The following is a 21,125-nucleotide window of genomic DNA, read 5'->3' as shown; positions in this document are numbered from 1 at the left end:
ATTAGTCATATTAATATTTATTCCCCTTTTTATTATAAATAACTTTTTATTTCTTTTTTTAAGTATTTAAAAGTGTAATTTCAAGTGTAATAAATTTTAAGTGTTTTATGGCCTTTATATTTGAAATGAAGGGTTGTTAAATTTTTTTTGCACGAAAGTAATTTTTCAACTGTAAAAATTTAACGGCTATATGATTATTTTTTTATTAAATAAAGGCATTATAATCAGTATTTTGTTAAAATAAGTGATTAAAATCGATAATTCATTATTTTTAATAATGGTTTCTACAAGGTTAAAAAATTAATAAAAATCAGCAAAAAATAGTTTATTAAAATATTAAAAAATAGCTTAAAGAATAGCTTAAAAAATATTAAAAAGATTGAAAAATATAAAATATAAAAAAAATAATTGGCCAATAAAGATCTTGGCCAATAGTTAACAGTTAAAAACTATAGATAACAAACTTATTTGATTGCTAATTTGATATCTTCAGCTTTTACGGTTTTTCTACCAGCGTGGCGTGCGAAATTTACAGCTTTTTTAGCTAATTCGTCACCTTTTTCTTCAAGAGCTTCAGCTAATGCAATTTTTGCATCATCACTAATTCTTTGTGCGCCAGCATTTTTTAAGATACGACCGACAGGTGCGATTGGTAATTCACTCATATTTTCACCTCCAATTGAATGTTGTACTACATACTATATAAATGTTTTGTTTTTTAATGCTATTAAATCACGTATAATCCAATAACTAGCAATGAAAATATATATTTTTAAATAATGAGAAATATTTAAACTAATTAAAAAAATATAGATAAAAATATATAAAAAATAGATATTTTAAAGCCATAGAACTCTTGAAAATTAAACCTTTTAAAAACTCTTAATTCTTAAAATAAATAGTTAAATATCTTTATTTAAGTAAAATAAATAAGAATAGTCTTTAAAAAAAGAAAATAAAAAAATTTTTCTTTAAAATTAAAATAAAAAGTAAATTAATCTTTAAAATAAAAATATAAGATAATATAAAAATTATTTCAAAAAATAATTAATTTAGAAAGAGTATTTTACTCAAATTTTATAAGAGTTTTCTAAATAAAAAAAATAGTGAAAATTATATAATAAAAGGGATAAAAATTAGGAAAAAATCCTTAAAAAAATAATTAAAGAAAAATAAAATTTATAAAAAGAAAATATAAAAAAATAAAAGAAAAGATATATTTAAAAAATCAAATGAAAAATTAAAAAAATAAATTTAAAAAATCAAAAATCAAATGAAAAATTAAATCAACATTAAAAAAAACTATTAAATCTTATGGCCGATTAAATAAGTTCCAGTAGTTTCATCAATATGAACTTTAATAAACTCACCTAATTCAACATCTTGAAGGACAACTGGAATATAAGAATCAGTTTTTGCTATAAATCCCCCTTTAGAACCTTTTTCAACCACCAAAGCATTTAATTCTTTATCCTTTAAATCTTTATTTTCTTCTTCAATGATTCTAAATTTAATATCTGATAAATATTTAGACCTTCTTTTCACATCTTCAAAAGGAACATTATCTAATGAAGAAGATGCAGCACCTTCCCTATGTTGATATTTTGATAAATGAATTAAATTAAATTTAATCTCTTCAATTAAATCAGCAGTTTCCATAAAGTCTTCTTCAGTTTCTGTTGGATAAGCAACAATAATATCAGTAGCTAGAGTTAAATTAGGAATTTCTTCTCTAAATCTATAAACAATTTTTTTATAATCTTCAACTGTATGATTTCTTCTCATATCTTTTAAAACAGCATCACTACCAGATTGAATAGGTAAATGAATGAATTTATATACCTTTTCTAGTTTAAATGCATCAATTAAATCTTCCAAATCATTTCCTATATTTTTAGGATGCATCATTCCAACACGTATTCTAAAATCTCCTTTTAGATTAGCTATTCCTTTAATCAAATCAGATAATTTTTCACCAGTATCCTTTCCAAATGCAGAAGTGTCTTGAGCAGTTAACTGTATTTCAACACAGCCATCAGCAATAGCTTGGCGAGCTTCAGAAATAATATCTTTTATTGGATAACTATTTAGATGACCTCTTGCAAAACGAGTACAACAATAGGAACAATTACCTAAACAACCTTCACATATTTGAATTACATGAATATGAGGATTTTGATGTATTTTAGGAACACATACTTTTGGTTCATCTGAAAAACCAAATTCACGAGAAACTTCCCCTGCAATTGCAGATTTAACTACATCTGCAGTTTTATTTAATTGGTGAGGGCCAATCCAAGAACAATTTGGCCCAATAGCTTCAAGTTTTTTAGGATCTATTTCAACCATACATCCTCCAACGATAATTTCCTTTTCTGGAAAATCTTTTTGAAGGTTTTTGATTCTATTTATTACCTTACTTTCAGTAGGTAATTTAACATAACATGTATTTACAATAATAGCATCTGCTTCTTCTTGAGTGCCTACAAGTTCAATACCATTCTCATTTAGAATACCTGCCATAATCTCAGAATCGGCTTGATTAAATGTACATCCATATGTTTCTATAAATACTTTCATATTATCCTCTAAAATATAAAATAAATATTAAAAAAATTTTAAAATAAAGCTAAATTAAATAAATTTAAATTAAATAAAGCTAAACTAAATAAATTTAAACTAAATAAAGTTAAACTAAATAAAGTTAAACTAAATAAAGCTAAACTAAATAAATTTAAACTAAATAAAGTTAAATTAAATAAAGTTAAAAAAAGAAAAATTAAAAAAATTTCCAAATGCTGAAAATTGCAAAAAACTATTATTTATTTAATGGTTTAACTGAAACAATAAATTCAGTTAAATCATAATCATAGTGATTGAACTTAACTGGTTTTGCATAAACCCTTTTAATAACTTTTGCTTTTGCATAACCTTTAGTAGTTTTTCGCTCTTCTGTTTTAATTACATGAACTCTTGCTATATATTTATCAATCTTAAGAATATCATCAACAGATATTTTAAAGTCACGTTCTGTTTCACATTTAAAAGAAGCAACTTTTCCATGTAAATCAATAGAAACTCCAAAACGTGCAGGAACCTCTTCTGATGATGCCCAAATAGTTCTTACATCTTTAGCAATAGCTTTTTTTGCTCTTTTTTCTCCTTCAAGTTCTAAAGAAGTAATTTTTACCTTTCCTAAATCAGACATTAAGAAATCTCCAACATTAAGTTCTTCATCAGGAAATAAATCAATGAATATCTTATGAGTATCTTCATGTTCACTAATAATTAATCTATATTCTTTTGGATTATTTTGAGTGATTCTTTCTTTATAAACAGATCCGCAATCATCACATTTTAATAAAAGTTCACAAATATCTTTAGTCTTTGCATTAATAACTTTATTCTTTAATACAATTGATTCATCACTTCCACAAACTGGACAAGCCATATTTTCACCTCACTATCTTTTATTTTCAATTGTTAATAACATAGCTAGAAATAGTCTAAAATTTAAGAACTATAATAAAAATAATAAATTAAAACATAAAGTAATATTAATTTTTGATGAAAATTAAAAAATATTAAAAATAAGTATGTTATTAATTTAAATTAATAAAATTAATCTAATTATTATAATATTATAGAATATGTTTTTAATAAACTTATGTATTAACTTTAAAGAATATCTTTTTAATAAACTTATGTATTAACTTTAAAGAATATCTTTTTAACAAACTTATATATTAACTTTAATATTAATTTTAAAAAAATAAATAAAATTGAATAAAAATAATTATAAAAAATTAAATTAAGCTGAAAAATTAATAATAAAAATAATAGAAAAAATATACCTTCGAATGACAGCCTTTAAAATAAAAATTTGATTAATTTAATATATAGTTTAATATAAAAATACCATTTTAAATGAAAATAAAACCAATTAAATTAAACTTATTCATTTTCTTTTAAATAATGCCTAACTAGACCACCATCAGACAATATATTTATCATGAATTTCTTAAAAGGTTGGAATTCAACCTCAATATTATTAGTTTCATTTATAATAATTCCTTTTTCTAAATCAGCAGAAACAATATCTCCATCATCTGCTTCAATATCTGCAACTAGAACTGGAAGGCCAATATTAATTGCATTTCTATAGAATATACGTGCAAATGATTTAGCAATTATAAGTTCAACACCAGCTGCTTTAATGGCTACTGGAGCCTGTTCTCTTGAAGAACCACAACCAAAGTTCTCTCCAGCAAGTATTACATCACCCTGTTGGACATTTTTAGTAAAATCTGCTCTTTCCCCTTCAAGTACATGAACTGCCAATTCTTTAGGATCAAATGTTCTTAAATATCTTCCAGGAATAATAATATCAGTATCAATATTATCTCCAAAATTCCAAACTTTTCCTTTAATTTTAGCCATATTATTCACTACATTTATAAATAATTAAAAAATAAAAATTATAGAATTATCCAAATCCCATCAAAAAATAATAAAAATTCAACAATCTTAATTAGAAAAAATAATAAAAATTTAATAATCTTAATTAGAAAAAATAAATTTAAAAAATTAAAATTTAATTCATCTAAAAAAAATAACTAAACTTATTTTTCAAGTACAAAACCATGGTTTTGGGCTTTTGTTACCTTTACACGAGATTCATCACCTAAAATCTCAGCTGTTGCTTTAACAATGTCCTTATTCTTATCATCAAAGACAGTGTATAAAGTAGGGCCAAATGAACTAATACCAGTACCATAAGCTCCAGCTTCATCAATAGCATTCATAGTAGGTAAGAAACTTGCATCTAAACTGTGTTCAAGTTTATTAAAACCAACTTTTTGAAGTTCTTTAATTGCCCAGCCAAAGTTTACAATATCTTTTTCAAGTAAAAATGGAATTAAATTCATCAAAATTAAGTGAGAAACTTGCTCCACCTCAGTTTTTGGAATAGGACAGTAAGTTTGGAAAACATTCACTTCTTGTTGACCATTTACATGTTCTTCCACTTCAGGAGTAGCTAAAAGAATATTCCATTCCTCTGGGAAATCATACCTTGCAATTAACTGAGCAGGTTTTGCAGTAGATGCAGAAGAAGGTAAAAATCCAGGTTTTTCTTCTAGGCTATGTCCACCATCAACAATAAATCCCCCTAGATCATGTGCAAAAGTGCCGATACCTGAGGTTCCACCTCTACCAACCATAGTACTTAATTCCCTACTAGTGAATTTAAGTCCTGCAGTTTCAGTCATTAAATGAGCTGTTGCAACAGCTATTTGAGTTCCAGACCCTAATCCACAATGTGGAGGGTAAGATTCTAAAACTTTAAAATGGAATCCAGATTCAATATCACAAAGCTTTGCAATTTTCTCTGCAGCACTGGGAATTTTATTCAAAGATTCTTTTTTAGATTCTTCTGAAACACAATCAGCAAATTCAATTGTATATCCTTTTTCATTAGTTTCTTGACTTTCTAAAACAAATTGTGGATCGCTAAGTGCGAGGCCTACACCACCATCAATTCTCTTATAAGATCCATTTAGGTCAATAAGAGATATATGTAATCTTGAAGGTGCTCTAATAATCATATTTTCACGACCATTTTTTACTAATTCAATAATTGAATTTATTAATAAAATTTTAATTTTCTACCTCATCTAACAATCCAATTATTAAATGTTCTAATTTTAAATTTATAAATAATATTTAACAAACTTAAATATTCACTATTAATATATTAATTAAATTATTTATACTTATTGAAAAATTATAAGAAAGATAGGGAAAAAATAGAAAAAAGAATAATAAATTATGATAAATTTTAAAAAATAGGGAAAAATAGAAAAAAGAATAATAAAATATGATAAATTTTAAAAAAATTAATATACTGATTAAAAAAAATAATATAAACATCATTAAAAAAAGTAAAAAAATAGAAAAAAGAGTAAATAACTAGTTAAAGCTATTTAATCCTCATTTTAGTCTTCTTTTCCAGTTTTATCATTAAATTCAGTCATTTTCTGATTTAATGGAATTGAAAACTCATCTTCAATACCTTGTCTATAAATAGAGTTCATAGTACAGAATGGAATAACTCTGCCATCTGGAACTGCATAATGAATAACACAGTCTTTTACTCTGTCAGTGTCAAAGTTAAATGGATCCATGAAATGCATACATGATATAAGTAATGAATTTAGATGGAATTCTCCTAAAGATTCATAAGATTGATTTTTAAATATATCTAATAAAATCTTTTTCATATCTAAATCAGCTGGAGCTTTATCTTCATCAATAACCTTAGGAAGATTTTTAGCAGCACTTGCTAAAACTCTTGATCTAATACCAAATCCGCCATCTTCCAATTTTTCACTATATTTATTTAAGAATGCTAGGAATTTATCAATATCAATGAAACGAGTAATAGGGACGATTTTATCTCCATCCATAAATATATAAGTAGCTGAACCACAGTGTTGGTGACAGTTTAATGTAACTGGAGGTTCTTTATTTTTTAATGCTCCAATAAATTCAGATACTGGTTGAACAGAAGTAGCTGAATAAAAATCATCCTTTGCTATTTGGCCATCAGTTTGTTCATCAACTAAATTCAAGAAATCAGGAATAGTGATTCTTTGTTCTTCCACTTGATCAGATGGAGTCCTTCCAGCAAATGCTACAGGTTGGAAATTTACACCATGAACAATATCAATATTTTCAATAGCAAATCTAATAATGTCTCCTACCTGTTGATCGTTAACCCCTTTAACAATTGTAGGTACAAGTACTACTCCTAAACCAGCTTCCCTACATTTTTCAATAGCTTCTAATTTAACATTCAATAAATTTTTATTTCTTGCTACTAAATAAGGTTTTTCACTAACACCATCAAACTGTAAGTAAACAGTGTTTAGTCCAGCATCTTTTAATTCTTGAGCATAACCTTTTTTCTTAGCAATTCTAATACCATTAGTAGCTATTTGAGTATGTGAAAATCCTTCTTCCCTAGCCATTCTAATTAAATCAGGCAAATCCTTTCTTACAGTTGGTTCACCACCAGCATATTGAATAGCATGAGCAGGAACTGGCTTTTCATTCCTTAAATTTTTAAGCATTTGACGAATTTCATCCTGACTAGGTTCAAATAATGTTTTAGAAACAGCAGCATTTGCAAAACAAATAGGACATTTTAGATTACATCTATTTGTAACATCAATTAATCCTAAAACAGTATATGATTCATGTTCAGAACAAATACCACAATTTAAAGGACATTTTGCTACTTTTTCCACCATCGGATTTTCTAAGTCTTGAGTAAGAGAATCATATTGATCAACTCGGTTATATAATTCTGCATCACTCCAATAAGTATTATTAAACTCCCCATGTTCTGGACATTCTTTTTTAATCCAGATTCTTCCATCCTCTTCATAGACCTCAGCTTTTAAAGGCTTAAGACAAGTGGGACATAAACTTGTTGTATTTTTAATATGCATTCTTTCACCACAATTGATTTAAAATCTAATAATTTATCTTATTAATTCATCATGATTTTTAATATAAAATTATTTTTTTAACTTATTAATTTTAAGGTGAATATTTAATATGAAATTAATTTTCTAGTATAAAATTTAATATAAATTAAATTAATTTAAGTGATTAAATGAAAATTATAAAAATTAATTTAATTTCAATATTACAATTTAAAATACTAAAATAAAACCTTAAAATATTTAATTTCAATATTACAATCGAGAATACTAAATAAATAAAACCTTAAAATATTAATTTAATTTCAATATTACAATCTGGAATACTAAAATAAAACCTTAAAAAATAAAACTTTTTAAATCTTATATTAACTTTTTAAATCTTATATTAATATAATGTATCTAATTTATTTTTCATAATATTTAAACTTAATATAAAATTCATATCAAATTTGAAAATTTTATAAATTATAAACTCTAAAAAATGAGTTTTCATAGGAAAAAACCTAAAATGCAAAGTCAATATAAGAATATATTAAGTAATAGAAGATGAATAAATAGTATTAATTAAAATTATATAAAAAAGATTAAAAATTTAAATTATACTAAAAAAACCATGATTTAAATTAATAAACAATTACTAAAAGATAAATATCCTATTTAGGTGCATAGTATGAAATTAAGTAAGTGGATTAAATTAAATAACATACCTAATAACAGAATTTTAAAAATACTTGAAGATTATGAAAAAATTGAACCAATAAGTTTTAATAATCCTGAAGATGTTAAAGCAGAAGTTGAAGGACATGGATTAAGATGGGTAGCTAACAAATACGGAGTTAGTGAAAAAGAGCTAAAAGAGTATGGTTGGAGATTTAAAAAACGAGATGTAAATGGTAAAAGAAGAAAAGAAACTCCAATTATAAAAACAGATGAGCAAAAACCATTAGTAGATATTTTTGATGATTAAAATTATTAAAGATAATAAAAATTAGAGATACCTTTTTGATGATTGAAATTATTAAAGATAGTAAAAATTAGAGATATATTTTTGATGATTAAAATTATTAAAAATAGTAAAATACTTAAAATTGAGAAAAAGTTTAGAAAAAATTTCAGTCAAAGTTTTTTAAAAGTTTGATTTAATACCAAACATCCTTAATTCCAACTATATAAGCAATAGAATTAGAACCTACATGTAAAATAATAGTGATTATTGCAATTATAACAAATAAATTCCAACTAATTTGAACTACTAATATACTTAATACAAGTGCACCAATTACAAAGTCTAATTGATCCATTATAGGAGCTGATTCTCCACTTTTAAGGCCTATTCTCCTTTTTAAAAAACTTCCAACTGCATCGCCAAATAATGCACCAAAAGCCATTAAAAATCCTAAAATTAAACCACCAATCACACTACCATAAACATGAAGATCTATAATTCCCCATGTTAAAACACTTAAATCCCCATAAAATGTACCAATGATCCCTAAAACTAGGCCTACACTAGTTCCAAGAAGTGTTCCATTACGGAAACCCCTCCATGTTACACCATTACCAATAAGTCTGCTTCCATCATGGAAGTCTTTTCCACCATCAATAGGTGTTCCTCCACCAAAAGCAAGACCGCTAAGGTTAGCAACATAAGCAGGTAGCATAAAATAAATCGCACCTAAGCAAGAAATTAGTAATTTAAAAATTTCATATTCCATTATTCGCCTCAAAATAACTTAACTTCAAATTTCATTTAACACTATATATTTAATTATTTATAAATTTAAGCATAAAATTTGATTAAATAGGTAAAAAATATCAAAAAGATAAATAAATTTATTGAAAATTAAAAAAATATCAAAAATATAAAATTATCGATTGAAAATTAAAAAAACATCAAAAAGATAAAATTATCGATTGAAAATTAAAAAAAATCAAAAATATAAATTTATTGATTAAGTAAATAAGCATAAGAAGCCTCTAACAATTTATAAGATTGCAAAAATGCAATAGTTTTAGTATCTGTTTCTGGAATTTCATAAACAAAGAGAAGAGACCCTGCTTTAACTATATGATTATCAACTTTAGTAATTGATGTACTTTTAGTAGGTTTTGTTTTATTTCTTTTATAATAATTAAAATCAATATCACGTGTTACTTCTTCTGCTAATTCTACTGAAGCATTATCCATTGTAGGAGTAGCTATATAATATCCTTCACCATAACCTACTTCATGGTCATGGCCAATAATAACTAAGTCTAAATCAGATTTTCCAACATCACTAACAACATAATCATGAACAAGAGATTCACCATTAGCTCTACCTCTGTTAAATTCTTCTGGAGAGTCAGTTACTTTAACACAATAATTAACAAGCTCTACATCTTTATGAGTCAATGCAAAAAACCTACAAACTAATGGAAGAATAAATTTATGAAGTTTTTCTCTTGAATGCATACCAGAAACAACTGCAATCTTCACAGTTGTATTATCTGAGTGAGTGTAATTGACTTTTGTTACAGACCCTAAATTGTTTTCACCAATAATCTCTGAATTACCTTCAGTAAAAATAAAAAGTCCTAAAATAGCTACAATGATAAATATTAAACTGATAATGATTGTTTTAGTTTTTTTACCCATAATATCAACAATATAAAGTAAATTAATAATTTAATAAAACTTTAATAATTTAATAAAAATAATTTAATAAAAATTTATAATTTAATAAAACTTTAATAATTTAATAAAAATAATTTAATAAAAATTTATAATTTAATAAAAATTTAATAATGCTTATTCAATATAATTTTTCATCATAATTGCAGTACCAATAGCTGGAGCTACTGTACATTCATCATCACTAAAATAATCACCCATAGATTTTACATCGAGATTTAATAATCTAGCTGCCTCAGCAGATAAAATATCTTTTCCTAAACCTGTAACAACTACTTTATCTAATTCTTCCCTTTGGGAAACTTCTTTAAGACCCCTTGCTATTTGTTTTATTTGTTCTTGATGAATATACTCTGAAATTTCTTTAATATCATCCATAGATAGAATATCTAAATCTGCACAAAGAATTCTTGAAATTCTTCTTGCAGACTCTTCTTTTGATTTACCTGCACCATCACAAGTGGCACATACATAATCTTCATCTTTGATTAGATCTAAAACATTATAAACATCTGCAGTTATAGCAAATAATTCAGAAGATACCCTATAAGTTTCACCATTTAAAGGAATTGACTCTATAAAACTTGTTAAATTAGTTCTTAAAGTTCCTGTATAGACAAGTTCTCCAGTTGCAGATCTTTCAAAATCAGTTCGGCCCTTTGCACATTCTTTTCCATCTTTAATTGGAATAATATCTGTTGTTGTACTTCCAGTATCTACAAAAATACAATCTTTTTCAATTTCAGCAACAATTTGAGAAGTAGCAATCCAATTAGCTGCAGCAACCTCAATAGGATTTGCAATAAGTTCAGCTAATGATAATACTTTATCTACACCAATATAAGCAATAGGACAATCAAATAACTTTTCACAGGTAGTAGCAATGTCCAATACACCATCAGCTTTTGTTTCAAATTTATCTACCAATTCGGCAGTCATAGAAATACCTACAGCATCTATTTCCTCAACAGAGCATATCTTTTCAATTAAATCATATAAGACATTCCTTAATCTTTCATTTTGATACCACATAGGCAAATATTCAAATACAGTTTGAATATCTTTTATTTCACCATCTTCATATTCAACAATTGCTAAATCAGTGTTTGCACCACCAATATCAAATCCTGCTATTTTCATCTTATCACCAATAAATTAAAAAAATGAGTTTTTCTCAAATATAGCATCTAGAATACCCTTATCTTTATAAAAAACTTAGCTTATCACTATTCTCCAATATCAATATCTAAAATACCATCATCTTTATAAAAAACTTAGCTTATCACTATTCTCCAATATCAATATCTAAAATACCCTTATCATTTTTATAAAAACTTACCTTATCACTGTATTCAATTTCACCAATCTCCCAAATAGATAAGTTATTATCAATTAAATCTAAAATTGTTTTTGCAATATTTATATTAGAAACCTTTTGAAGACCTACATAAGAAGTTGTAAATCTGGAATTAATTTCAATAAAATAAACATCATCTGCAATAACTAAATCAACACCAATAAATCCTTTTAATCCCGGAATAAATTCACAAGCTCTTTTAGCAACTGCAAATGCTTTATCTTTTAAAGGGTGTTCATATGGAATACACCCTCCAATATATTCTCCACCATCTTCATTAATTTCAACTATTTGTTTATTAAGACTAATTGGTAATGCTTCTTTCCCATCACTGATTAAACAAACACTACAAACATCACCAGGAATAAATTCTTGAATAATGAATCTAGAATCATTAGGATAAATATTTTCAAGTTCATCAATGTCTCCTTTAGATGAAATGATCTTAAGCTTTTCACCATCCATCCCAAAACGTGGTTTTGCAATTAATTTATATTTTTTTACCTCATACCTATCAGAATTATCTAAAACTGGAATGTCTTTTGGTTTTTGCATAATTGGAACTGTACCGCCATCAGAACCTTCTCCATAATCACCATTAATTCTATCGAAAAATATTTGAATAGCTCTTTTCCAATAGGTTTTAGGATTAATGAGAATATTGTAGGTCATTGGTTGATTTACTTTATTGATTAAATAATCAAAGGTTTCATATTTATCTGAAGTTAATTTAACTGAATATGAATCAGAACCATAAACTTTAAGTCCTTTAGATTCAAGTAATTTAGTTAAGTTATATAAGTTCATATCCCTTTCTGCTGCAATGAACATAGCTTTATCAAAGATATAAGCTTCTTTTTCTAACCAATCTTCTAAAGAATCTTCAATAATTACTGTTTTTACATCAAAATCAAAATCATTAAAAATATTTTGAAATTGTTTTGAAAGCAAAACATAAATATCTTCATCTTTTAACTCACTTACAAGTGATCTTATAATTTCTATAGCTTCTGAAACAATTGATAAGTCTTCTACACCAGAAGCTGTAAAGTATTCAAATACCAATATTGAATCGTTATTAACATCTTTTAAATCAACCATATAAATCCCCTAGAGTTCTAATTATATATATTATTAAAATTAATTATTATAGTCCTCATAAATAACAGTGAAACCATTTAAATTTAAATCATCAAAATCAATTACTATAATCCTCATAAATAACAGTAAAGCCATTTAAGTTTAAATCATCAAATGGAAATTGAATTTCCTCTCCTTTAAAAGCTATTTTTATTAAAGAATTATTTTCTCTTTCAAATTCATCTACAGTAATATTTTCATTAATTACCTTCATATGACGAATAAAACTTGACATCACCTCATCAGGAGCTAGCACCTTAAGTGTATCAGTTTCATTTGCATCTTCTATTATTTTAATCATTAACTCTGCAGCATTCCCCATACCATAAGGATTTTTAGCAGACTTCATTTTATTTGCAAATTCTTCATCATCTAATATCTTTCTTGCATTTTCTAAAATAAGCTCTTTATCAGAACCTACAAGAATATTTCCACCGGCACTTACAGTTTCAGGACGTTCTGTATTGTATCTTAAAGTCAAAGCAGGAACATCAAGAGTAATAGCTTCCTCCTGTAAACCACCAGAATCCGTTAAAATAATAGTAGATTTTGAAAGAAGAAGCAAAAAATCAAGATAACCAACTGGTTTTATAATATGAACATGAGAAAGATTATTTAATCTGTCAAACAAACCAAAGTTCTCCATTGTCTTTTTAGTTCTAGGATGTATAGGGAAAATAATATTTATATCATCTAACTCTTCTAAAGCTTCAATAATATTAGTTAATCTTTCCTTATCATCAACAGTTTCTGCCCTATGCATTGTTAAAGTCAATATACTTCCCATATTATCAATATCTAAATCTAGAAGACCTTGACTATATTCTGATTTATCCCTATTTTTGGATATTTTAAGGTTTCTAAAACAAGCATCTACAACAGTATTTCCAGTGACAAATATTCTTTTTCTTGAAATTCCTTCCATTACAAGGTTAATAGCTGACTCTTTTGTTGGAACAAAGTATAACTTAGAACAAATATCTGCAGCAAGCCTATTAATCTCTTCAGGCATTGTTTCATCATATGAACGAAGCCCTGCCTCTACATGACCTACTGGAATATGTAATTTACTTGCAACAAGTGCACCTGCAAGTACTGCATTAGTATCTCCTTGAACAAGCAAAATATCCGGCTTTTCATCGATGAGTACTTCTTCAATCCCTTCCATCATTTTAGCAGTTTGAGCTCCATGAGAACCAGATCCTACATGAATATTATAGTTTGGAGTAGGTAACTTTAAATCAATAAAGAAATTTTCAGACATCTCTTTATCATAGTGTTGACCAGTATGAATTAATAATAATTCATGACCTCTCTTTTCAACTTCATCCATAACAGAAGCCATTTTAATTATTTCTGGCCTTGTTCCAAGTACAATAGCTATTTTCATTTTAAAAACATCCTAATAATTAGTTGATAATAAATAATTGAATTAAATATTTGATAATAAATAATTGGAATAATATTGAAGGTTTGAATAATATTGAAGGTTTAAAAAATTAAATTTTAATATATTTTATAAACTTATACAAATTATATATTTATAGTTATATTTTTTAAATAATATATAGTTTAATTAAATTATGAAAAAAGGGATTATAAAATTAAATTAAAAATAAACAAAAAGAAATGAAATCATATTATTAAGTTAAATCCCCTAACAAAAAACAGAAAAAAAATGAATCTGAAAGGAAATATATGAAAGTTATTTTAAATAAAATGAAAAAAGAGTATAAATTTTTAAAATAAAAAAATAAAATAAGAGTATAAATTTTTAAAATAAAAAAAAATAAAATATTAAATAAAAAGTTTATAAAATAGATTAAGCTATTCTCCATTAATAGCTTGTGCTTCTTGATATGTTAAGTATAAAACTACAATCCAGAATAATATTGCAATGTAATTAAAGATATTGCTTACATAAAGACCTAAAATACTTAATATAATTCCAATCGCAAAAAATCCTACACCTTTTTTAATATCGCCTAAATAAGCAATACCTAAACCAGTGAATATGAATGAAATTATCATTGCAATAGCAGTACTTTTTTCAGCCATAGTATTCCTCCATAATTATATAAAGAATTTGTAAAAAAACTCTTTAAAATTATTATGTATAAAGTATTATAAATAAATTATTAAAAAAAATAGAATATTTATAAATAAAATTTATAGTAAATAAATATCTTTAAAGAAAATAAATTCATAATAACTAACTATCTTTAAAGAAAATAAATAAAAATAGTCATTATATAAAAAATAAAAAAATCATTTAAGATAGAAAAGTTATTCTGTTAAATCATATAAACTTTTTAACATAGACTCAGTAGTTGAATAAGTTTTTTGAAAATTAAATAAATTATCTGCCAAATATCTTCTAAATCTTTCACATGCATAATCATCATATCTAAACTTTATTCCATCATATTCTATGTCCATAAGGATAAGATTTTCAGGTTCTACAACTTTAATATATGCACGTGGTTCGCCTTCTTTTGGATTAAGTAATCTTTCTAAATCTTCAATAGTGAGTTTTCCATAATTAACATCTAATAAAACTCTAATCATTTTACGGACCATATTCCATAAAAAGCTTTCACCGTAAATATCTACAAAAATAGGATTATAGGTTTTGTTTAAGTGAGCAAAATCATTATTTTTATTCCTTTCATTCTCATCAATAATAGGTTGAGAAATAACTACATCTTCAATTGTTCTTCTAGTTGTTTTCTGTTTTCTTTTTGTAAAATTTGTAAAATTATGAGTTCCTTTAAATACTTCAGCAGTTTTTCTTAAAAGATCAATATCTAAATCATCCTCAAATAAAATATAACGATACCAACGCATATCTGCATATCTTGGTTTAAATCCAAACCTAACTGGTGCCCAAGCAATTATCTGAATATCATCAGGTAAGCTATTATTTATTTGATTAACACGAACTTCTTTTTCACTTTGAAAACTAATTACATTTCCTAAACTATGAACTCCAGCATCAGTTCTCCCTGCTATTCTAAATCTAGAAGCTTTTAAATCATCAATATAATCCAATTTTCTAAGATGATAAATTAATTCCTCTTCAACAGTTCTTAGATTAGGTTGTCTTTGAAAACCATGAAAATGAGTCCCAATATAAGCAATTTTTAAAGCAGTTCTTTTCATAATAATCACAAAATAATAAAAAATATATCAAAATAAAATAAAAATAATAATTTTCAATTTTTAATATAATTCTATTTTTAACAATTTAAATATTTAGCTATAAATCTTAAATAACTCTATTTATAACAATTCAAATATCTAGCTATAAAACTTAAATAACCCTATTTATAACAATCCAAATATCTAGCTATAAAACTTAAATAACCCTATTTATAACAATTCAAATATCTAGCTATAAAACTTAAATAACCCTATTTATAACAATCCAAATATCTAGCTATAAATCTTAATTTAAATAAATTTTAAAATTGTTAATTATTTAATGATTCTACTAAATTTATTTAGAAATTATATAAAATTTATTTATAATGATAAAACAAATAATTAAATATGAAAAATAAAATAGAAGAAAAAGAGTCTTTAAGTATCTATGATAATTATAAACTAGATTCTGAAATCAAAAATTCCAGTCAAAAGTATTATTTTATTTTTAATGAAAAAAAGCTTTTACTTATCAATAATGAAGTTCCCATTTTAAAAGATTTAAATGAACTTAAGATTGATGAAAAAGATGTTAAAAACTGTATTTATATTGGAGAATTCTATTTAAAAGACTGTTATGTAATAGAATTAAATGATAATTGGGATATGGAAAAATTCAATGATAAGGCTCAAGGAAATGATTTAGAAAATAATTTAGACTTCTTAGATTTATATGAAGTTTTTAACATAAATGAAGAAGCTTATCTTCTTGGTGGAAGAGCTATTCAAATAATAGACTGGGAAAATAATCACCAATACTGTGGAAGATGTGGAACAAAAACCATAACTTCTGATGTGGAAATGGCTAAAGTTTGTCCAAAATGTGGATTTACTAGTTTTACAAGAATCTGTCCTGCAATAATTACTACAATTATTAAAAAAGATGAAAAAGAGCTTGACATGGAAGGAAAAGCAATAAATAAAGTTTTAATGGCTAAACATTCCTATCATAAAACTCATGGATACTCTTTAATAGCAGGATTTTTAGAAGCTGGAGAATCTATTGAAGAAGCTGTTAAAAGAGAAGTTAAAGAAGAAGTGGGAATTGAAGTTGATGATATTGAATACTTTGGAAGCCAATCATGGCCATTTCCAAATTCTTTAATGGTTGGGTGTATATGTAAATACAAATCCGGTGAGATTAAAGTAGATGACGATGAAATCCTTAAAGCCAAATGGTTTAAAAAAGAAGAAATCGAAACTCCACCCTCTGAAATTTCAATATTTTCAAAATTAATTAAAAACTTTAAAGAAAATTATTAATTAAGTTATGAAAAAAAGTTTTTAAAAAAGAAAAAAGCTAATTTTTAAAAAATATCAATAAAAAAAACTAATTTTACTAATTTTTACAAAATATCAAGAAAATAAAAAAAACTAATTTTACTAATTTTTACAAAATATCAAGAAAATAAAAAAAGCTAATTTTCAGTTATGGAAAAAGAAAAAAAACTAAAAAAGATGTTAAAATGAATAAAAATGAGGTTGAGATTGATTTAAACATTCTTTTTAGTAAAGATAGTAAAAATTCAAAGAGGAACATCTTTTTTAGTGAAATAAATATATGAAATAGCTATTCCAATTAAGAAAGTAGCTAGAATTACACCATAAGGAATCATAATATTTACACTATGATTTGCCATCTCCCCTGAAGCAATTAAATAAGGAGATGTCCAAGGTACAAATGGAGCCCATTTCTGTCCATAAACCAGCATATTTACCAATGTTAAACTAGCACCACCAACCATTGCAGGAACCATATTTGTAACAAATAATGAAATAAATACAAATGGGGAAAAGGTTAAAAACAAAAGAACATTTGCTAGTAGAAGCTGTGCAAAGCTATCTATGAATAACTTTAATGTAAATCCATCAAGACCTGCAATAAAACCAAATATGGCTGTGGATAAACTTGTAACAAGAGTTAAAATTAAAATCCAAATTAAAAACATGATATATTTAGAAATTAAAAATCTTCCTCGGGATATGGGAACAGTTAAGATAGTTTTTAAGGTATGTTCATTATACTCTCTACCAAATAGGTAAGAAATAATTATTGCAAATAAGAGAACTGCAAATATTGTAGACATATACATATTCACACTAGTAAATAATACATCAAAACTTTGTGCCTCATCAAATGCAAAGCTAGCTAAAAACATTAAAATTGCAGGTAAAGCCGCCATCAATAAACTTAGTAAAAATATTTTTGACCTTTTAAGCTTTAAAAATTCCATTTGGATAAAATTAAGCATACAATCACCTATAATTTTTGATAATATTTAAAAACTTTGAAATTCTAACTATTAGAGACAATTCTTCTAAAAAAGTCTTCTAAGTTTTCTTCACATAAATTTACTTTATTAACATTAATTCCAGAGCTAACAAATAATGTGTTAAATTGATCTCTTAAATCTAGATTAGAAAATAGGTGAATAGTTCCACCAACACTATTTCTATCAGTTCCCCCATTAGATTCTACATCATCGATATATTCACCTAAACTTTTTCTAAAAGTAAAATCGATGCTTTCTTTAAATCCTATTTTATTTAAGAGCTCCACTGCTAAATCAATGTCTGAAACCTCAAACCCAACAAATTTATCTAATCTTTCATATAATTCTTCTTTTGAAATTTCTTCAATTAAAATGCCATTTTCCATAAAACCTATAACATCAGCAATGTTTTCTATTTCACTTAAAATATGGCTTGAAATCAAAATAGTTACTCCATAAACAGAAGATAATTTTTTAAGCAAATCTCTAATTTCTTTAATTCCAAAAGGATCTAAACCATTTATAGGTTCATCAAGAATCAGCAATTCAGGATTATGCATAATGGCAGCTGCCAATGCTAAACGTTGCTTCATACCTAATGAAAAATCTTTAAATTCCTTTGTTTTTTCTTTATCTAGATTAAGCATTTCAAGAACTAATTCAATATTTAGGGGATTATAATCTCCCCTTAACTTAGCAATGATTTTTAAATTTTCATAGGCAGTTAAGTTTTCATAAAATCCTGGAGTTTCAATAATAGAGCCTATCCTAGAATAAATTTCTTTTGAATATTTTCTAGGATCTTTTCCAAAAAGAAGTATTTCACCACCACTCGGATATACAAGATTTAAAAGCATAGACATAGTAGTGGTTTTTCCAGCTCCATTTTTACCAAGAAGCCCATAAATCTTTCCTTTTTCTACATGCATATCAATAGAATTTACAACTAAATCTTTTGAATATGTCTTTGATAGATTAGTAGTTTCAATTACATAATCAACCATAATATCACCTTTGATAATAGTATAACTTTTAATCATTTCATTAAATTGACAAATAAAACATTAAAATAAATTTCAATCACTTCATTAAGATTTTTTAATTTTGAAAATTATGTGCACAAAATAATCAAAGGAGGAATAAAAAATATGTAATTAATTTTTTACTTTTGTAAAAAATATATTACATATGTAATAATTATATTACATCATATATAAATGTTTTGAAAAATCAGCAAAAAAAATATAAAAAATTTATAAAATAAGGCTTTTTGAAATCCTATCTTCTAATTAATTTGGATTAATCTATAAACCCCACACTAGCAAACACTTAAATTTAGTTTCTTTATTTACTAAATAAGTACTTTAATTCTAATGAATGAGAAAAATAAGATAAAAATAGATGTTTTTTAATATATAACAATATTTATTCTAATTATTTAGTAAAAACATTATTTACTACTTACTATTTTCAGAGGCTTAAATCGCATTTCAACTATGAAGAAATTTAAACAATTTTAAAGCCTTTTAAAAATAAGTAGGGTATCAAGTGAAAAAAATAGGATTTAAATAAAGTCATTATTATTTAAAAAAAAATGAGATTAATTTTAAAACTTTAAAAAAAATTAAAAAAGATAAGGGTTTTACCGCTTATCTTTTTTTATTTGATTTTTATTGTGTTTTTTATTTTTGATTTACCATATTGTGTGTAAATCTTGTATTTACCTTTCTTAAGATTTTTAATTTTTAGTTTTGCAATTCCTTTTTTATTGGTTTTAATTTTAAATGTTTTTCCTCTGAATTTAAATCTTACCATCTTTTTAGCTTGTGGTTTTCCTTTAGTGTTTACTAGCTTAGCATAGAATTTTATTGATTTTGCTTTTTTCTTTACAATACTTTTAGCAGTTAAAACAGGTTTAACAGTAATCCTATTCTTTTTAATAAAATTAGCATATTTTGTTGATATGGTATAGGTTTTTGGTTTTAGTTTTATTTTTAAGCTTGCATACCCGTTTTTATCTGTTTTTTGGATGTATGTTTTTCCAGCTATTGTGAATTTAACTAGTTTTCCAGCACCAACATGTTTACCATTTGCATTGATTATTTGCACTTTAAATCTTCCACCAAAATAGATCTTAGGGTTTTTATTCTTTGTTATAGGGGAATCTAAAATATTTAAAGTACTTACAACATTACTCGGATTATAATCACTATTACCATCGAATTTAGCTATAATATTATATTTTCCAGCTTTTTGTTTGAGTACTAGTGTTGCATATCCTAGGCTGTCTGTTTTTATATTGTATTTTGCATTTGCAATAGTTATTTGGACATTTTGATTAATTAAAGGGTTTCCTTTATGATCTGTTAATTTCAAAGTGTATTTAGTACCATCATTATAGAACATATAAACATTACTAGCATTTAAGTAAGAATCACCAGTTATATTTATATAATTAGTAAAATTCTTACCCTCTTTATTGTAAATAATTTGAATATTGTGTTTTCCATTGTCTAAATTATAAAAAGAAACATTATCATCATTTATATGACCATGGTTAATCAAATTACCATTTTCATAGTAATTAACACTATAATTACTATCTTTATAGTAGATTAGATTATTAATAGTGACTACTGCTGTATTTTTAGGACGATAAATACTAAAAGAACAATCAGATACATTAGCAGTATTTGTCTCCAAATAAATACCATTACCATACTTATTAGCAGTGTTATTAGCAAAAGAACAACTACTTAAAATACCATAATCACCAATCCAATTAACAGCACCACCAAACATCTCAGCATGGTTATTAACAAAAGAACAATCACTTAAAACACCATTAATACCAACCCAATTAACAGCACCAGCACCACCCCCTGCCTGGTTATTAACAAAAGAAGAATCCTTTAAAATACCATTATCACTATGCCAAGTAACAGCACCACTAAACATCTTAGCAT

Annotated in this window: 18 protein-coding genes; 2 read left to right on the top strand and 16 right to left on the bottom strand. The window is 25.3% G+C overall.

Translation table 11 applies throughout. From position 1 onward, the window contains the following. Nucleotides 1–464 precede the first annotated feature (464 nt). The 6 genes from BM020_RS08625 to tes all read right to left on the bottom strand — a co-directional run bounded on the left by BM020_RS08625 (nucleotide 465) and on the right by tes (nucleotide 7,514). Nucleotides 465–665: a histone family protein gene (locus BM020_RS08625; RefSeq protein WP_067147172.1), complete on the bottom strand. Its 201-nt coding sequence runs from the start codon at nucleotides 663–665 to the stop codon at nucleotides 465–467. A 640-nt stretch (nucleotides 666–1,305) separates the two neighbouring features. Continuing rightward, nucleotides 1,306–2,580 carry a tRNA (N(6)-L-threonylcarbamoyladenosine(37)-C(2))-methylthiotransferase gene (locus tag BM020_RS08620; RefSeq protein WP_067147173.1) on the bottom strand — a complete coding sequence of 425 codons (1,275 nt, stop codon included), beginning with the start codon at nucleotides 2,578–2,580 and terminating at the stop codon, nucleotides 1,306–1,308. A 238-nt stretch (nucleotides 2,581–2,818) separates the two neighbouring features. Beyond that, nucleotides 2,819–3,451 (bottom strand): HVO_0476 family zinc finger protein, encoded by a 633-nt coding sequence (locus BM020_RS08615; RefSeq protein WP_067147177.1) that lies wholly within the window; start codon nucleotides 3,449–3,451, stop codon nucleotides 2,819–2,821. 503 nt (nucleotides 3,452–3,954) lie between these two features. After that, complete coding sequence (gene hacB, locus BM020_RS08610) at nucleotides 3,955–4,440, bottom strand: homoaconitase small subunit (RefSeq protein ID WP_067147179.1); 486 nt, start codon at nucleotides 4,438–4,440, stop codon at nucleotides 3,955–3,957. Nucleotides 4,441–4,622: 182 nt separating this feature from the next. Then, on the bottom strand, nucleotides 4,623–5,606 hold the full coding sequence (locus BM020_RS08605) for a beta-ribofuranosylaminobenzene 5'-phosphate synthase (protein WP_074798889.1): 984 nt from the start codon (nucleotides 5,604–5,606) through the stop codon (nucleotides 4,623–4,625). A gap of 390 nt (nucleotides 5,607–5,996) precedes the next feature. Beyond that, nucleotides 5,997–7,514 carry a tetraether lipid synthase Tes gene (gene tes / locus BM020_RS08600; protein WP_067147190.1) on the bottom strand — a complete coding sequence of 506 codons (1,518 nt, stop codon included), beginning with the start codon at nucleotides 7,512–7,514 and terminating at the stop codon, nucleotides 5,997–5,999. A 667-nt stretch (nucleotides 7,515–8,181) separates the two neighbouring features. Between tes and BM020_RS08595 the strand changes: the two genes are divergently transcribed. Beyond that, complete coding sequence (locus tag BM020_RS08595) at nucleotides 8,182–8,478, top strand: hypothetical protein (protein WP_067147192.1); 297 nt, start codon at nucleotides 8,182–8,184, stop codon at nucleotides 8,476–8,478. Between the two features lie 172 nt (nucleotides 8,479–8,650). Here BM020_RS08595 and BM020_RS08590 read toward each other — a convergent pair whose 3' ends face one another. The 7 genes from BM020_RS08590 to truA form a co-directional block, all read right to left on the bottom strand. Then, nucleotides 8,651–9,226, bottom strand: coding sequence for a CDP-2,3-bis-(O-geranylgeranyl)-sn-glycerol synthase (locus BM020_RS08590; protein WP_067147194.1), 576 nt, complete (start codon nucleotides 9,224–9,226; stop codon nucleotides 8,651–8,653). 230 nt (nucleotides 9,227–9,456) lie between these two features. Next, the gene (locus BM020_RS08585; RefSeq protein ID WP_067147196.1) at nucleotides 9,457–10,149 is read right to left on the bottom strand and encodes a hypothetical protein; all 693 of its coding nucleotides are present in this window, start codon (nucleotides 10,147–10,149) and stop codon (nucleotides 9,457–9,459) included. 153 nt (nucleotides 10,150–10,302) lie between these two features. Continuing rightward, nucleotides 10,303–11,325, bottom strand: a complete 1,023-nt coding sequence (locus tag BM020_RS08580; RefSeq protein WP_067147198.1) for a hydantoinase/oxoprolinase family protein — start codon at nucleotides 11,323–11,325, stop codon at nucleotides 10,303–10,305. Nucleotides 11,326–11,470: 145 nt separating this feature from the next. Next, a complete protein-coding gene (locus BM020_RS08575) occupies nucleotides 11,471–12,643 on the bottom strand; it encodes an ATP-grasp domain-containing protein (RefSeq protein ID WP_067147200.1) in 1,173 nt (390 codons plus the stop codon). Between the two features lie 97 nt (nucleotides 12,644–12,740). Continuing rightward, entirely contained in the window at nucleotides 12,741–14,072 is a 1,332-nt protein-coding gene (gene wecB / locus BM020_RS08570) for a non-hydrolyzing UDP-N-acetylglucosamine 2-epimerase (RefSeq protein ID WP_067147202.1), read from the bottom strand. A 437-nt stretch (nucleotides 14,073–14,509) separates the two neighbouring features. Beyond that, nucleotides 14,510–14,740, bottom strand: coding sequence for a hypothetical protein (locus BM020_RS08565; RefSeq protein WP_067147210.1), 231 nt, complete (start codon nucleotides 14,738–14,740; stop codon nucleotides 14,510–14,512). Between the two features lie 228 nt (nucleotides 14,741–14,968). Next, nucleotides 14,969–15,844 carry a tRNA pseudouridine(38-40) synthase TruA gene (gene truA, locus BM020_RS08560; protein WP_067147212.1) on the bottom strand — a complete coding sequence of 292 codons (876 nt, stop codon included), beginning with the start codon at nucleotides 15,842–15,844 and terminating at the stop codon, nucleotides 14,969–14,971. 390 nt (nucleotides 15,845–16,234) lie between these two features. Between truA and nudC the strand changes: the two genes are divergently transcribed. Further along, complete coding sequence (gene nudC, locus BM020_RS08555) at nucleotides 16,235–17,149, top strand: NAD(+) diphosphatase (protein ID WP_074798888.1); 915 nt, start codon at nucleotides 16,235–16,237, stop codon at nucleotides 17,147–17,149. 263 nt (nucleotides 17,150–17,412) lie between these two features. On the opposite strand, the gene BM020_RS08550 is transcribed toward nudC, so the two are convergent. The 3 genes from BM020_RS08550 to BM020_RS09660 form a co-directional block, all read right to left on the bottom strand. Next, nucleotides 17,413–18,138 (bottom strand): ABC transporter permease, encoded by a 726-nt coding sequence (locus BM020_RS08550; RefSeq protein WP_074798887.1) that lies wholly within the window; start codon nucleotides 18,136–18,138, stop codon nucleotides 17,413–17,415. A gap of 44 nt (nucleotides 18,139–18,182) precedes the next feature. After that, entirely contained in the window at nucleotides 18,183–19,163 is a 981-nt protein-coding gene (locus BM020_RS08545) for an ABC transporter ATP-binding protein (RefSeq protein ID WP_074798886.1), read from the bottom strand. Nucleotides 19,164–19,818: 655 nt separating this feature from the next. Next, on the bottom strand, nucleotides 19,819–21,125 hold a 1,307-nt coding region (locus tag BM020_RS09660; RefSeq protein ID WP_159428556.1), incomplete at its 5' end, for an Ig-like domain-containing protein.

The sequence above is a fragment of the Methanobrevibacter olleyae genome, assembly GCF_900114585.1.
Taxonomy (GTDB): domain Archaea; phylum Methanobacteriota; class Methanobacteria; order Methanobacteriales; family Methanobacteriaceae; genus Methanobrevibacter; species Methanobrevibacter olleyae.
The sequence above is the reverse complement of the archived record's forward strand: the minus strand, read 5'-3'. Positions and strand labels throughout refer to the sequence as shown.

Excerpts from the sequence above, each read along its gene's own strand:
- truA (WP_067147212.1), bottom strand. The coding sequence starts at position 15,844 with ATGAAAAGAACTGCTTTAAAAATTGCTTATATTGGGACTCATTTTCAT.
- BM020_RS08625 (WP_067147172.1), bottom strand. The coding sequence starts at position 665 with ATGAGTGAATTACCAATCGCACCTGTCGGTCGTATCTTAAAAAATGCT.
- tes (WP_067147190.1), bottom strand. The coding sequence starts at position 7,514 with ATGCATATTAAAAATACAACAAGTTTATGTCCCACTTGTCTTAAGCCT.
- BM020_RS08615 (WP_067147177.1), bottom strand. The coding sequence starts at position 3,451 with ATGGCTTGTCCAGTTTGTGGAAGTGATGAATCAATTGTATTAAAGAAT.
- BM020_RS08545 (WP_074798886.1), bottom strand. The coding sequence starts at position 19,163 with ATGGTTGATTATGTAATTGAAACTACTAATCTATCAAAGACATATTCA.
- wecB (WP_067147202.1), bottom strand. The coding sequence starts at position 14,072 with ATGAAAATAGCTATTGTACTTGGAACAAGGCCAGAAATAATTAAAATG.
- BM020_RS08575 (WP_067147200.1), bottom strand. The coding sequence starts at position 12,643 with ATGGTTGATTTAAAAGATGTTAATAACGATTCAATATTGGTATTTGAA.
- BM020_RS08585 (WP_067147196.1), bottom strand. The coding sequence starts at position 10,149 with ATGGGTAAAAAAACTAAAACAATCATTATCAGTTTAATATTTATCATT.
- nudC (WP_074798888.1), top strand. The coding sequence starts at position 16,235 with ATGAAAAATAAAATAGAAGAAAAAGAGTCTTTAAGTATCTATGATAAT.
- BM020_RS08580 (WP_067147198.1), bottom strand. The coding sequence starts at position 11,325 with ATGAAAATAGCAGGATTTGATATTGGTGGTGCAAACACTGATTTAGCA.
- BM020_RS08550 (WP_074798887.1), bottom strand. The coding sequence starts at position 18,138 with ATGCTTAATTTTATCCAAATGGAATTTTTAAAGCTTAAAAGGTCAAAA.
- BM020_RS08620 (WP_067147173.1), bottom strand. The coding sequence starts at position 2,580 with ATGAAAGTATTTATAGAAACATATGGATGTACATTTAATCAAGCCGAT.
- BM020_RS08595 (WP_067147192.1), top strand. The coding sequence starts at position 8,182 with ATGAAATTAAGTAAGTGGATTAAATTAAATAACATACCTAATAACAGA.
- BM020_RS08605 (WP_074798889.1), bottom strand. The coding sequence starts at position 5,606 with ATGATTATTAGAGCACCTTCAAGATTACATATATCTCTTATTGACCTA.
- hacB (WP_067147179.1), bottom strand. The coding sequence starts at position 4,440 with ATGGCTAAAATTAAAGGAAAAGTTTGGAATTTTGGAGATAATATTGAT.
- BM020_RS08590 (WP_067147194.1), bottom strand. The coding sequence starts at position 9,226 with ATGGAATATGAAATTTTTAAATTACTAATTTCTTGCTTAGGTGCGATT.
- BM020_RS08565 (WP_067147210.1), bottom strand. The coding sequence starts at position 14,740 with ATGGCTGAAAAAAGTACTGCTATTGCAATGATAATTTCATTCATATTC.